General features: G+C 69.6%; 12 protein-coding genes. 1 reads left to right on the top strand and 11 read right to left on the bottom strand.

From position 1 onward, the window contains the following. Positions 1-11: 11 nt before the first annotated feature. Positions 12-539 (bottom strand): MFS transporter, encoded by a 528-nt coding sequence (locus MLP_RS28590; protein ID WP_013863637.1) that lies wholly within the window; start codon positions 537-539, stop codon positions 12-14. Continuing rightward, complete coding sequence (locus MLP_RS28585) at positions 476-1,261, bottom strand: MFS transporter (RefSeq protein ID WP_013863636.1); 786 nt, start codon at positions 1,259-1,261, stop codon at positions 476-478. Before MLP_RS28585 ends, MLP_RS28590 begins: the two co-directional genes overlap by 64 nt. A 339-nt stretch (positions 1,262-1,600) precedes the next feature. Here MLP_RS28585 and MLP_RS26410 point away from each other — a divergent pair, with 339 nt between their 5' ends. Beyond that, positions 1,601-2,323, top strand: coding sequence for a serine hydrolase (locus MLP_RS26410; protein WP_049804544.1), 723 nt, complete (start codon positions 1,601-1,603; stop codon positions 2,321-2,323). A gap of 4 nt (positions 2,324-2,327) precedes the next feature. On the opposite strand, the gene MLP_RS26405 is transcribed toward MLP_RS26410, so the two are convergent. From MLP_RS26405 to MLP_RS13290, 9 genes are all read right to left on the bottom strand, one after another. After that, on the bottom strand, positions 2,328-2,702 hold the full coding sequence (locus MLP_RS26405; RefSeq protein ID WP_013863634.1) for a hypothetical protein: 375 nt from the start codon (positions 2,700-2,702) through the stop codon (positions 2,328-2,330). Continuing rightward, positions 2,693-3,589: an MFS transporter gene (locus MLP_RS13325; RefSeq protein ID WP_172641568.1), complete on the bottom strand. Its 897-nt coding sequence runs from the start codon at positions 3,587-3,589 to the stop codon at positions 2,693-2,695. The genes MLP_RS26405 and MLP_RS13325 overlap by 10 nt, the downstream gene beginning before the upstream one ends. A 45-nt stretch (positions 3,590-3,634) precedes the next feature. Then, positions 3,635-4,042: a hypothetical protein gene (locus tag MLP_RS13320; RefSeq protein WP_013863632.1), complete on the bottom strand. Its 408-nt coding sequence runs from the start codon at positions 4,040-4,042 to the stop codon at positions 3,635-3,637. A 159-nt stretch (positions 4,043-4,201) separates the two neighbouring features. After that, a complete protein-coding gene (locus tag MLP_RS26400; protein WP_013863631.1) occupies positions 4,202-4,843 on the bottom strand; it encodes a 4'-phosphopantetheinyl transferase family protein in 642 nt (213 codons plus the stop codon). After that, complete coding sequence (locus tag MLP_RS13310) at positions 4,840-8,817, bottom strand: non-ribosomal peptide synthetase (protein ID WP_013863630.1); 3,978 nt, start codon at positions 8,815-8,817, stop codon at positions 4,840-4,842. The genes MLP_RS26400 and MLP_RS13310 overlap by 4 nt, the downstream gene beginning before the upstream one ends. Position 8,818: 1 nt before the next feature. Beyond that, positions 8,819-9,730 carry an isochorismatase family protein gene (locus tag MLP_RS13305; protein WP_013863629.1) on the bottom strand — a complete coding sequence of 304 codons (912 nt, stop codon included), beginning with the start codon at positions 9,728-9,730 and terminating at the stop codon, positions 8,819-8,821. A gap of 43 nt (positions 9,731-9,773) precedes the next feature. Then, positions 9,774-11,435 (bottom strand): (2,3-dihydroxybenzoyl)adenylate synthase, encoded by a 1,662-nt coding sequence (locus MLP_RS13300; protein ID WP_013863628.1) that lies wholly within the window; start codon positions 11,433-11,435, stop codon positions 9,774-9,776. Continuing rightward, positions 11,432-12,673: an isochorismate synthase gene (locus tag MLP_RS13295; RefSeq protein ID WP_013863627.1), complete on the bottom strand. Its 1,242-nt coding sequence runs from the start codon at positions 12,671-12,673 to the stop codon at positions 11,432-11,434. The genes MLP_RS13300 and MLP_RS13295 overlap by 4 nt, the downstream gene beginning before the upstream one ends. Continuing rightward, a complete protein-coding gene (locus MLP_RS13290; protein ID WP_013863626.1) occupies positions 12,670-13,413 on the bottom strand; it encodes an SDR family oxidoreductase in 744 nt (247 codons plus the stop codon). Before MLP_RS13290 ends, MLP_RS13295 begins: the two co-directional genes overlap by 4 nt. Positions 13,414-13,618: the final 205 nt, after the last annotated feature.

Below are 13,618 nucleotides of genomic sequence, written 5' to 3'. Positions count from 1 at the left end.
CTCGGGCGAGTCTACGGACGAACGGCGGAGCCGCGGAGTTCCCCACGCCTGCCGAGAACCAGGCAGATCACCGAGCCGCCGATGCCGATCACCATGACGACGACCATCGGCACGGCCGTCGCACCGCCGCCGGCGGTGGCCAAAGGTGCCGAGAGAGCACCGGCCACGGCCATCGCGACGCCCAGCATGGCCGAGGCAGCGCCGGCGACATGCGTGGCCTGACTGGCAGCGATGGCGGCGGAGTTGCCGAACACGAATGCCTGGGCGGCCATCAAGACCATGAAGCCGACGCAGGTCAGCACCAGCGGGGTGCCGAGGAAGAACACGCCGACGGCGAGTGCGAGCACCGAGGCGACCGAGAGAGTCATGCCGAAACCGATCAGTGAGTTGGGTCGGAAACGGCCGACCAGCCGGGCGTTGACCAACGACATCAGCACCTGGCCCGACGCGGTGACGGCGAAGAACACCGCGAAGGTCATCGGCTGCATGCCCTTCTGCACCTGCAGCACGTACGAGGAGTTGGCGATGTAGGCGAACATCCCGAAACCGGAGAAAGGTCGACCAGCAGATAGACGACGAACAGCCGGATCCGCAGCACCACGGCGATGCCGCTGACGAACGGACGAAGCCCACCGGGACGACGACGTTCGGGTGGCAGTGACTCCGGCACGAAGGCGATCGCGGTGATCATCATCAGCAGTCCGATGCCGACCAGGCACCAGAACACCGTCCGCCAGGTGCCGCCCAGGGTCAATACCGCCCCGCCGAAGACCGGGGCGATCATCGGCGCCAGTCCTCCGAGCGCCATCATGATCGACATCATCTTGGCCAGGGCATCCCCGCGGGCCAGGTCCACCAGCACCGCTCGGGCGACCACCGAGGCCACACCACCACCGAACCCCTGGACCACGCGGGCGACGATCAGCACCCCGATCGTCGGGGCGAGCGCACAGCCGATGCCGCCGATCGTGCAGATCAGACCGCCGATGATCATCGGCAGCCGGCGACCGCGCTGGTCGGAGACCGGACCGCCGAGCAACTGCCCGAGGCCGTTGCCCAGGAAGAATGCGGTGAGCGTCAGCCCGACCAACGAGGCTTGCGTCTGCAGGCTCTCGGTCACCCGCGGGAAGGCGGGGGTGTACATGTCGGTGGCGAATGGCGGCACCGCGCTCTGCAGCGCGAGAGTGAGGATCACGGCGGTGGTGAGACCTGCGGCTGTTCTGCTCTTGGCGGACGAGTTCGGCGAGTCCGGGGCAGGCACCGCCAGACCATAGCGCTGTCATGAAGTTTCGCCGACCGATCGTTCAGTATGCGATCCGAGCAGTGTTCAGTCCGAGACCGCGCGACGTTCGATCGCGAGCGTTCGGCGGTGGTCACGTAGGGTCGGTCCGTGTTGCGGAGACCGGTGCTGGTGCTGGCCGCAGTGTTGGTCGGAGTCGCGGGCTGCGGGCAGCCGTCCGAGGTCGGCGCACCGGCTCCCGCCGCTTCGCAGCTAACGCCGGGTCCACAGGCGAGCTCTGGTCCGACGTCGAGTCCTCGGGTGGCGCCGAGCACGAGCCCGACACCCGCGGCGCCCACATCCGCTGGGCCGGAGAGCGCTGTGCCCAGTCCGTCATGCTCCGCTCACGTACCGAAACGACTGTCGCTCGAGGGCAAGCATGGCCGGGCGTTCGCGTTCGCGCCGCTGGACCATCCGGGGCAGGTCACCGTCGAGGGTGAGGTCTCAGGCTCGCAAGCGTGGTCGACGTCGAAGGTGCTGGTGGTCGCGGCGTTCCTGGCCACCACCGCGGATGGCGATCCGGATGCGGTGAGCGGGACCAACCGTCGACTGATCGCCGCAGCCCTAGAGCGCTCGGACGGCGATGCGGTCGCCGCCTTGCGCCGGCAGATCCCGGGCAGTCCGGGACGGGCGATGACCGCGGTGCTGCGCTCGATCGGCGACCGGCGCACCGTGGCCCCGGACTCGCTGGAGGGCACGATGGCCTGGACCCCGCGCGAGCAGGTCCGGTTCATGGCCGCGCTGCAGCAGGGAAAGGTCGTCTCGAAGCGGGCGAGCGCGTACCTGCTGAAGACGATGCGGCCGATCAAACAACACCGTTGGGGACTCGGCACCGTCGGTGCGAGGTCCTTCAAGGGCGGCTGGCTTCGGCAGGGCCGGATCACTCGGCAGATGGGACTGCTCGATGGCTATGCGGTGGCGATCAGCTCCGATCAAGGCCCGGTGATCCGCCAGACGGACGGCGACAGTGCCCATGTTGCGGCGATGGACGACTTGGCTGCCGTGTTGGCGGATCGACTCGCCTACGAGCGCCGCTGCAAGTGAGACGTCAGGTGGTGGATTGGGTCGGGCGCAGCAGGTGGGCGAACGGACGGTGCCGGATGATGACGAGTCCGGTCAGGCCGGACACCAGCGCGCAGCCGCACAACAGGCCCAGCAGCCAGGCTGGGTGCGCGGCGACGATGGCGGGCACGACCAGCATGAATGCAGCGGCGGCAGCACGTGCCACCGCGTACGTCAGTCCGATCCCGGTGGCACGGACGTGCGCGGGCAGCAGGAGTTGGCTCCACACCTTGTAGACGGCTTCGCCAGCGAAGACGTTGGACAGGCTGTACAGGAAGACCAGCAGGACCATGCCCGCCAGGACGGTGCCGCCGGTGAGCGCGCCGACGGCGAACGCGGAGATCTGGATGATCATCGCCACGGGAACAGGCGATCCCGCCAAACGGTGTCGGCGAGCCGGACGAAGATCACCGAGATGACGAGGGCAGGCGGGAAGGCAACCAGCGCCAGTCCGGTGGCTTGGGTCTGGCTGAGACCGGTCGCGGTTCGCAAGATGTACGGACCGTAGTTGCCCAACGTGCTGGAGGCGATGTTCCAGAACAGGAAGAAGGTCCCCGTCAACAGGAGGGGGAGCAACGTCCCGGCTGCCAGCAGCGCGCGGGCCGGTGTCTTGGACTTCGGGTGGTGGGTGGACGGCTCGAGGCCAGGGCGACCAGGGATGGTCAGGGCGAGCCGTAGCCCGAGGGTCAGGACGGCCAGCAGCACGACGTGCCCGATCAGGATCCGGGTGCCGAGCAGGCCGAGGGTCGACACGGCGAAACCGACCGCGTACGTGGTCAGCACAGCGCCGATCCACAGCACCTGGGTGACAGCGGTGAGTCGGCCCCGGGCGTGATCCGGTGCGTTGTCGGCGATCACTGCCAGCGCGGTCGGGACATCAGCGCCGGCCGCGAGCCCGACGATGATGACGCCGACGGTCAGGAGGATCCCGTTGGGTGCGGTGATGATCACCAGGGTGCCGAGGACGAACACCACCAGGTCATAGGTGAACACCAGACCACGGCCGTACCGGTCGCCGAGCCAGCCGCCGATCAATGCACCGACGGCGACCGCGAACGCCAGTCCGCCGGTGAGCAGTCCGACCTGCCAGACGCTGAGACTGAAATGGTCCCGCCAGATCGGCAGCGAGATCGCGACCGACAGCAGGGTCGCAGCGTCAAGATAGAAGGCCAAGCCCGCCGCTATCGCCATCCGCCACAATGCTGCTGGCAGTCGTTCGGACCGGACAGCAATCCGCGGCGGCGTCACGCGCAGCATAGTAATGGTGAGCAGCCGAGTGGCGGCGAGCACCAACTAACACAACAGTTCCGCGACCAGCAGCAGTTGCTGCTCGTTCTCCGCGCTGACTTGCCGCCCGTACGGCCCGCGGGCCTTGGCGATGCCGATGCCGATCCGCAACAGGGCGAGCTTGTAGTCGGCCGCGAAGTCCGAGTCGCCGGCGGACAAGACTTCGGCAATGTGGCGAATGCCTGAGACCAAGGGCCGATCATCCAACTCGAAGTCGAGGAACAGGTCAGGTCCGGCATCCGCGACAGTCTGCAACACCTCCCTGGCCTCAGCCGGGGTGCGGTGGATGACGTTGTCCAGGATCTCGGCGAAGACTTCGCGATCGATCGCGGCGAAGGACTCGGTGCCGGTGATCGCGCTCAGCATCCACATCGGGCCGAACTGCAGCACATGCAGTGGGTCTCGTATCGGCATCGCGCGTCACCCCCTGACGGGCTGGGAAACTGTGTCGCGTCGACGCGGACTCCAGCCCAAGTATCTCATCCCGGTCTTCTGTGAGCAGATTTCGAGAATCTGCCACACAAGCGGCGAATCCGGTGGGTAAATCGCGTGAGGAATCGGCTGTGTGGCTGATTATCGAAATCGCTCCTCAGCCATCGCGGCCACCACCTCGTGCTTCCCCCCTTTGACCCCCAGGTCGGTCAGCTGCCACTCGCGTTCGTGGTAGATCACGAAGCTCGTGCGTACGTCGAGCTGGGCGAGGGCGGCGGGCTCGGACAGGCCGGTGCCGGCGGCCTTGAGGAGCGCCTCTTTGCGTACCCAGAGCCGGAGGAAGGCGCTCGATTGCTGACTTTCCGGGAGGGACTGGACTTCCTGCTGCTCGGTGGCGGTGAGTACGTCGAACAAGGGGGGACGGTCGGTGGCCGGCTCCAGGTCGATCCCGCACGGCCGATCGCCGACGACACTCCCTACCCAGCCACCGGCGTGTGACCAGGAGAGATGCAACTCGGCAGAGTCGACCATGGGACGCCCGTGCGGACCGCCGCACTGATGGCAGCTTTGCGTGAACCGCACCTCGCTTGCCGCGCGGCCAGTCACCTGCGCCACCAGTCGCTGGGTCAGCTGGCGGGCCGCGACGAAGTCGTCGCGATCCTGGGCTCGACGCAATCTCTCCACTCGAGCGCGTTGCTCCTGGGGGAGAGTGGCAAGCGGCTCGTCGGCCCCGGCCAGTACGGCGGCACTGCGCTCAACCAGCCAGCTGGCAGACCCGATCACCGCCAGCCCGCGATGATCTTGCTGGTCAGCTCACCGAGTTCGGCGATCATCGGCTCCCGCAGCAGTTGATGGTGCGCACCATTCAACACGACCTGATCGATGATGCCGCCCACATGCGGCTCCCAGCCGGCTGGATCGAGCCAGGTCTCCGGCCGGGGCGCCCCGGCGACCACCAGGCACACGTCCCGATCGAGTCGGTGATGGGTCGAGGCCCGGACCAGTCGGGCACCGACCAGCGCGTTCCCGATCACCGCCTCGCGAACCTGATCCGACAGCCCAGCCAAGGCGCTGCCCTCGCGGCTCAGCAACGTCTGTACCATCGCCAGATCGAGGACGGCATGCTCGGCCAGGAGGTGTTCGACGCCACCCATCCGGACCAGGGCCAGCAGACCGTCCTGCTCGGTCGGCTCCGGCAGCTGCCGCCACTGCTCACCTGGATAGGCGTCGACCATGATCACCGCACCGATCGGTACGCCGGAGCGACTCGCACGCTCGGCCACTGCGTGCGCCGCCATGCCACCCAGCGACCAGCCGAGCAGATGACAGCCGCCCTCGCCGACGAGCGGGCGGATCCGGTCGAGATAGCGCTGAGCGAGGGCGTCCAGGTCAGTCGGCGCGTCCTCGGCCTCCGCTCCCACATCAGCCTGCAGCGCGTACACCGGGACGGACGGTGGCAGGTGCCGGAGCAGTCCGGCGTAGCACCAGCCCAGGCCGCCGGCCGGCGGCAGGGTGATCAGCGGTGTGACACCGGGTTCGCCAGGGCGCAGCGTCAACACCGGGGCAAGATCATCGGCCGCGGTCGACGGTGCACCCAGGAACCGCCGCGCCATCCGCCGTGGAGTGGGGGCGGTGAAGATGTCGGCCAAGGCGAGTTGACGACCGGCCAGGCTCTCCAGCTCACCGAGCAGCCGGACTGCCAGCAGCGAACTGCCGCCGGCATCGAAGAAGTCGTCATCCGGGCCGATTCCCGTTTCGAGCACCGAGGACATGGTGGCGGCGATCTGCTCCTCGAGCCAGCCGGCCGGCAGCGCGACCTCGACGGAGGCATCGTCCGCACTGCCGGTCGCCAGGAGCGCCCGGCGATCGAGCTTGCCGCTGCTGGTGAGCGGCAGCGTGTCGACCCGCTGCAGGATGCTGGGCACCAGGTGACTGGGCAGTCGACTGCTCAGCCAGGCCGCCAGCTCGATCCGCCAGCTGTCGTCCACCGGAGGGGGCAAGATCACGTACGCCGCCAGCCGTAGCCCGGCCGGACCGGTCACCGCGAGTACTGCGGCCGAGTCCACTCCCGGAGCGGCCCGCAGCACTGCCTCCACCTCGCCCGGCTCGACCCGCTGCCCGGCGATCTTGACCTGCGCATCGGCCCGGCCCTCGTAGCAGAGCGCGCCGTCGGCCCGCCAGCGGGCCAGATCGCCGGTGGCGTACATGAGCTCACCGTCAACGAAAGGGTCAGGGACGAACGCCGCCGCGGTGAGATCAGGCCGCCCGGCGTAGCCGCGGGCGAGCTGGATCCCGGCCAGATAGAGATGCCCGATCGTGCCGACCGGCACCGGTCCGCCCCAACGGTCGAGGACATAGCAGCGCACATTGGCCAGCGGCCGGCCGATCGGCACCTCGGTCTCGCCCGGGGCGGTGTCCCATCCGGTGACGTCGACGGCTGCCTCGGTCGGGCCGTACAGGTTGATCACCCAGGCACCGAACACTTGGGCAGCCTGCTCGACCAGATCCCGGGGGAGCGCCTCGCCGCTGCAGAACAGCTGCCGCACCGGCGAGCCTGCGAGCTGAAGCCGCTCGACGCTGACCGGGTCCCCGACGAAGGCGGCGAGCATGGACGGCACGAAATGCAGGGTGTCGACCTGGTGCTCGGTGATCAGCTCGGCCAGCGCACGTGGATCGCGGTGGGCGCCCGGCGGCGCGATGACCACGGTCGCGCCGACCTGGAGCGGCCAGAACAGCTCCCAGACCGAGACGTCGAAGGTGTAGGGGGTCTTGTGCAGCACCCGGTCGCCGGGTCGGAGTGGATACAGCTCCTGTATCCAGGCCAGTCGGTTGGCGATCGCCCGATGGGTGACCACCACGCCCTTCGGCCGCCCGGTCGAGCCGGAGGTGAAGATGACGTACGCGGGGTCGTCCAATTGCGGGCCCGTATCCGGCGCAGGCGCCACCACCGGCGGGTCATCGGCCAGCAGTTGGTCGAGGTCGATCACCGTCAGCCCGGCGGGGATCTCGGACGAGCAGTCAGCAGCGCTGACCACGATGCCGATCTCGGCGTCGGCGACGATCTCCGCCGCCCGGGCGGCGGGCTGCTCCGGGTCCAACGGGACGTACGGCGACCCGGCCGCGACGATGCCGTGCACGGCGACATAGAGCCGGGCGTCCCGGGGGAGCGCGACCCCGACGGCCGCCCCGGCCGGCAATCCGCGACGGCGGAGTTCGGCCCGCAGCCGCTGTGCCGCGTCGCCCAGTTCGGCGTAGGTCCAGCTCCGGTCGCCATCGACCAAGGCCACCGCATCGGGGCTGGCGGCGGTCTGCGCAGCGAACGCGTCGGGCAGGGTCCGGGCCGACGCGAGCAGGTCGGGGCGCTCGGTGGCGTTGAAGGCCTCGACCACCTGCCGTCGTTCGGCCACGCTGAGCAGCGGGAGGGCCGATAGGGGTTGATCGCCGGCCGCGGTCGCGAATGTCGCCAACCAGGCGAGCAGCCGGCCCGCACTCGCTGCAACTTCGTCGGCCTCGTACAGCGCCGGGTTGCCGGCGATCTCCAGCCAGACCGGCTGACCGCGGCCGACGGCGCCGCGGATGGTCCAGGTCATGTCCTCGACCGGTCCGGCGGTCAGATTGCGGACCGCGCCGGTGCCGATGCCGAAGTTCACCGCGGTGCTGAAGGGCAGCAGGTTCACTTGCGGACCGAACAGCGCAGTGCCCAGCCCGAATCGGTGCCGCAGGTCGCGGGCCAGATCCTCGTGCCGCACGGTCACGTGCTCACGGATCGCGGCTAGCTCCGCGGCTGTCGCCGCGACCAGATCGCCGACAGCGCCGTCGGAGATCGGCACGCTGACCGGGAGCACGTTCATCGCCGTACAGACCGTTTTCGCCGTCAGCCAGGCACCGCGGCCCGGAACGAACCGGTCCATGAATGGCACCCCGAGCCGAACGTGGTCGGGGTCGCCGGGTGCCAGCCGTCCCAGATAGACGGCGAACGCCGCGGTGGCGAGGTCGGTCCAGGCCACGCCGAATCTGCCCGCTGCCGCGACCAACGCATCCTGGGTCTCGGTCGGCAGGGCAACCGCAGCCCGGTGTACGGGGGTGGTGGCGTCCGCCGTCCGGCCGGCGAGGCTGCTGGAGCCCTCCGCCTCGGCCAGCCGGTCGGCCCAGAACGACTGCTCGGTGACCAGCGCGTCCGGCTCGCGCCGGGCCTGATCCTCGGCGACCAGCTCTGCAACGCTCACCGGCGGTGCCGGCCTGGCCGCGCCGCGATAGTGCTCACCGACTCGGCCCGCCAGCCGAATGAACCCGTATCCGTCGAGCCCGACATGGTGCGTCGCGTGCAGCCACCACCGTGGTTCACCGGCTACGCACAAGATCGCGGTCCGCACCACCTCACCGGCTTCGAGATCGAACGGCGTGGCGAGGGCATGCTCGATCCAGTCGTCGGCGGCTGCTCGATCGGCGACCTCCACGATCGCGACCGGCGGCAGCACATCGGTGACCTGTTGCTCGGGCCCGGTCGCACCGGTCCGCAGCCGCACCCGGAGCTGTTCGTTCTCTCGATAGGCGGCCTGCAATGCGGCGACCAGCCGGTCGGTCTCGATCCCGGCAGGCAGCGTGATCAACTCCGCGGTGGTACACACCGGCAGCCCGGGTCGGAGCTGGTGCAGGAAGTAGACGCCGAGCTGCGCCGCGGTCAGCGGAAGCCAGGGCCGGTCGAGACCGGGCTGGTCGGGACTGGCCTGGCCGAGACTGGGCTGGTGGGTCGGCATCTCAGGCGGCCGGACGGGCCTGCTCGAGCTGGCTGAGCAAATAGGCCGAGGTTCCCTCCGACGCCAGCACCGAGAAGTCCACGTCGACCCCCACCGCGGCCAGATCGTCGATCAGCTCGAAGCAGCGCAAGGAGTCAAGTCCGGCCTCGAACAGATCGAGCTCGGGCTGCGCCACCAGCTGCTGGCCGAGCGACTCGCTGCCCAGCAGCGTGCCCAGCCGGCCTGCCAGCCAGTCCTGCCAGGAGTCGTCCGCGGTGGCAGTCGCGGGCGGGGCCAAGGCGGCGAGCGCCGTCGCGCTGTCGATCACCGCGGCGCCGACGCTGGCCAGCTGCACCAGCGCTCGCTCATGGTCGGCGGGGGAGAAGTCGACCACCGCGTCGCCGGCGACGAACGGCTCGACGTCCCGCATCAGCGCGTCGGTGGCGGTGGCGAGCACCCCGATGTGGGCATACACCCCGGTGACCAGCAGCTGATCGCGGCCGACGTCGGTCAGCCAGTCGCCGAGATCGGTGCCGACGAAGGCGCTGTAACGGTGCTTGACCAGGACCCGGTCGTCCGGCTCGGGGGCGAGATCGGCAACTACCGCGGCGTCCTCGTCACTGCCGCCGATGCCCGGTCCCCAGATCGGGGTCAGCAGACCCCGGGTCGAGGCCGGCTGGTCGCCGGGCTGGGCGGTGTAGACGATCGGTACGCGAGCGACCCGGGCTACCCGCAGCAGCTCGGCAAGCTGGGTACGAGCCTGGAGCAGCGCCGGGCATGCGGGCTCGTAGGCCCGCAGGAAGTAGCCCTGCATGTCGTGCACCAGCAGGGCGACGCGATCGCGGTCCAGGGTCCAGGGTCCACGGCTGGTGGCAGGCAGCGGCGGGGTCTGGTAGGAGATCGTGCTGGGAATGGGAGTGCGGGGGAGCGGCATGGCGGGCTTTCGGGAGTGAGGGTGCTTGGGGGATGGCGGGGTGTCACTGAGTGGCGGGTACCGAGGCAGCGAGCGAGGCACGCAGCCGGCGGCGGTTGACCTTGCCGGGCGCGGTGGCCGGGAACGCGGCGACGATGCGCAGCTCGTCGGGCTGCTTGTAGGGGGCGAGTCCGGCGGCGGTCAGGAAGGCGCGGATCTCGGCCAGGGTGGGCTCTCGATCGGTTGCCCCTGGCCCGCTCTCCGAACTGGGTGCCTTCGGCACCACATAGGCACAGACCCGTTCGCCGAGATAGGCGTCGGGCACCGAGACGATGGCGGCGTCGTGAATGCCGTCGTATTGCAGCAGCAGGTCCTCGACCTCGTCGATGGCGATCTTGTCGCCGCCCCGGTTGATCTGGTCCTTGATCCGGCCGGTCACCTGCAGATGCCCGCTGGGCAGCTGACGGACCACATCGCCGGTTCGATAGAAGCCGTCGTCGGTGAAGTGGTCGACATGCACCTCGTCGGCGCCGTAGTAGCCACGGATCGTGTACGGCCCGCGGGTCGCCAGCTCGCCGGTCTCGGGGTCGATCCGCAACTCGTCATCGGAGCTGATCGGCCGACCCTGACTGGTGGTGACCAATTCGTCCGGATCGTCGGCGCGGGTGTAGCAGACCAGACCCTCGGCCATCCCGTACACCTGCTGCAGCGAGCAGCCGAGCTCGGGAGCGATCCGCCGGGCAACGCTGTCGGCCAGCCGGGCACCGCCGACCTGGACCACCTCGAGGCTGGACAGATCGTGTCGCAGCCCCCGAGCGGCACTGGCCAGCCAGGACTGTGCCAACGGCGGCACCAAGGAGGTGAGGGTCACCCGCTCGGACTCGATCATGCCGAAGCAGGTCCGCGGGCTCGGGTCGGGCGCCAGCACCACGGTGCCGCCCCGGTCGAGCACGCCGAGCAGGCCGGGGGAGCTCATCGGGAAGTTGTGTGCGGCAGGCAGCGCGACCAGCATCACGGTGGTCTCGTCCAGATCGCAGATGTCGGCCGAGGCACGCACCGAGTAGAGATAGTCGGCGTGCGTGCGCGGCACCAGCTTGGGCACCCCGGTGGTCCCGCCGGACATCTGCAGGAAGGCGATGTCGGTCGCCTCGACCGCTGGCGCAGTCACGATGCTGGGATACGGACCCGGACCGGTGAGATTCCAGCTGGACAGATCGACCGCGGCCGGCGGTTGGTGACCATTCGCTTGGAGGTCAGCCGCCACCCGCTCGGCGAGAGCCGCATAGTCGAAGCCCCAGCCCTTTCCGGCGAACACGTACGCGGCTGCGTCGCTGATCCGCGCGAACTGGCCGATCTCCCGCTCCCGGTGGGCCGGCAGTGCGAACACGGGCAGCGCCCCCAGCCGGAAGGCGGCGAACACCGCGACGACATATTCGACGCAGTTCGGCAGCTGCAGCACGACCCGGTCGCGCCGCTCGACTCCAGCCGCGGCCAGCAGCCCAGCCAGTTGGCCGACGGCCGCATCGAGCTCGGCATAGCTGAGTGCGACCCGTTCCCGCGGGTGTGCGGCGCCGACGCCCACGACCGCGATGCGGTCGGCAAACCGCCGGACCCGCTCGGCCAGAAAGGCGTCGAAGGTCTCGTCGGTCCAGTAGCCGGCAGCGCGATAGCGCTCGGCGAACTCGGCGGGCCAGCCGACGACTGGTCGGAGAGGACTCCTGGTCACCGGATCATTCCTTTCACTGCAGCAGTGCTCAGGCCCAGCCCGCCGAGCATGGTGGCGAGCTTGGCCTCGGTCTCCATCAACTCCGACTCCGGATCGGAGGCGGCCACGATCCCGGCGCCCGCGAACAGCCGTAACCGACGGCCGCTCAGCAGCCCCGAGCGGATGCCGACCGCGTACGAGCCGTCACCGGCCGCATCGACCCAGCCGACCGCACCCGCGACGCAGCTGCGCGCACCCTCCAGCTCGGCGATGACGTCCAGCGCCCAATCGGTGGGAGTGCCACCGACCGCTGGGGTGGGTTGCAGCAGCTGCGCGAGGTGCAGGGCGCTCAGGTCGAGATTCGGGTCGGACAAGCGACCATGGATCTCGGTGGCCAGGTGCCAGACGGTGTCGGTGCGCATCAGTTTCGGCCCGTCGACCACCAGTCCGTCACACAGCGGGCGCAAGGCAGCCGCCACCGCATCGGCGACGTAGCGATGCTCGTCACCGTCCTTCACCGAATCGAGCAGTGCGTGCGCACGCAAGGCATCGGTCGCGGGATCGCTGCTGCGGGGGACGGACCCGGCCATCGGCGTGGAGCGCACCAGGCGCCCTCGCCGGGAGACCAGCAGCTCGGGGCTGGCACCCAGCAGGATCGCCGGCTCGCTGTCGCCCTCGGGCACGGCCGGCGCGGGGACGGCGAACAACCGGACGGCGCCGCGGGAGGTCGTGGCGAGCGAGCCGAGCACCGCCAGCGGGTCCAGCGGGGTGGCGGTCTCGAGATCCAGCCAGCGGCCGAGCACCACCTTGGCGGCGTTCTGGCCGCCTCGCAGTCGAGCGATGGCCTGGTTCACGTTCTCCAGGTAGCCGCCAGGATCGGGGAGCTCACGGGCGCCGAGCAGCTGGACCGGCGATCTGCGCATCGGCAGCCGGGCCGGCACGGACTGGGCGCGGTCGGCTGCGGCAAGTGGGAAGAACAGTGCCGGTGCGTCCGGTCGGAAGCTCAGGGTGCCGATGGCGGTGGCCGGTGAGGCACCAGGGTCAGGCCGACTTTCGGCTTGCAGGTCCGCGATGATCCGATCCGCGTACGCGGTGTCGTTGCTGCGTGCCGACCACCAGTGTCGATCGGTGGTGCGACCCTGCAGCAGACGGTCGGTGCTGCCGAAGACCAGCGGCATCCCCGGGGGGATCGCAGGCTGGACAGCGGGTTCGAGCCTCTCGGCGAACGGTTCGGTGGCGAACGGCACGGTCGCGGTCACAGGCTGGCACCTCCGTCGACCCGGACGGTCTGCAAGGTGACGTGCCGGGCGCGGTCGGACAGCAGAAATGCCGCCACCTCGGCGACATCGGCCGGATCCGCGATCCGACCGAGTGGGATCCCGACTCGGAAGCCGGCCGGGTCGCCGTCGACGGCGATCGCCTGCCCGATTGCGGGATCCGGCCACAGGTCCCGCTGCATCTTGGTGTCGGTCGAGCCCGGCTCGATCACATTGCAGCGGATCCCCCGCGTGGCCAACTCCAGGCCGGCGCAGCGGACGAGGGTCTCGGCGGCGGCCTTGGAGGCGGCGTACGCGGCCATGCCGACCCGCGGCACCGAGGCGGCGTTGGATCCGATCAGCACGATCGAGGATCCGGTCGTCAGGCGCGGTGCGACGGACTGCAGCAGATGGAACGTGCCGGTGGCGTTGACCGCCAGGTGCCAGGCCCAGTCCGCCTCGTCGGTTGCTTCCAGCCGGGCCGGCCGCAGCACACCGGAGCAGAGGGCCACGGCGTTCGGCTCCCCGAAGCTGACGGCCAGCTTCTCGATCGCTGCCTCGACCTCAGATCGTCGGCGTACGTCGGCGACGAGCGGGAGCACCCGGGCCCGGTCGGCGAGCGGGTATGCGGTCAGCAGCTCGTCCAGGCCCGCAGCATCGGCATCGAGCGCGCCGACGGCGTAGCCATCGCGTACCAATGCGGTCGTCAGCGCCCGGCCGATCCCGCCGGCCGCCCCTGTCACCAGTGCTGTACCGGTCGAAGGACCTGTGCCCACCTGATTGTCAGAGATGTCACACCCCCAAAAGTCTGACCATAGTTAGGTTCAGCTAACATCGCCACTCTAGGATATGGATCCGTGAGGGTGCCAATCAGTGAGACGCGGGCCGACAACCGGCGCGACGAGCGCTGAGACGTGGAGTTGGCCGGAAATCAGACAAAAGTTAGGC

The organism is Microlunatus phosphovorus NM-1, assembly GCF_000270245.1.
Taxonomy (GTDB): Bacteria; Actinomycetota; Actinomycetes; order Propionibacteriales; family Propionibacteriaceae; genus Microlunatus; species Microlunatus phosphovorus.
The sequence above is the reverse complement of the archived record's forward strand: the minus strand, read 5'-3'. Positions and strand labels throughout refer to the sequence as shown.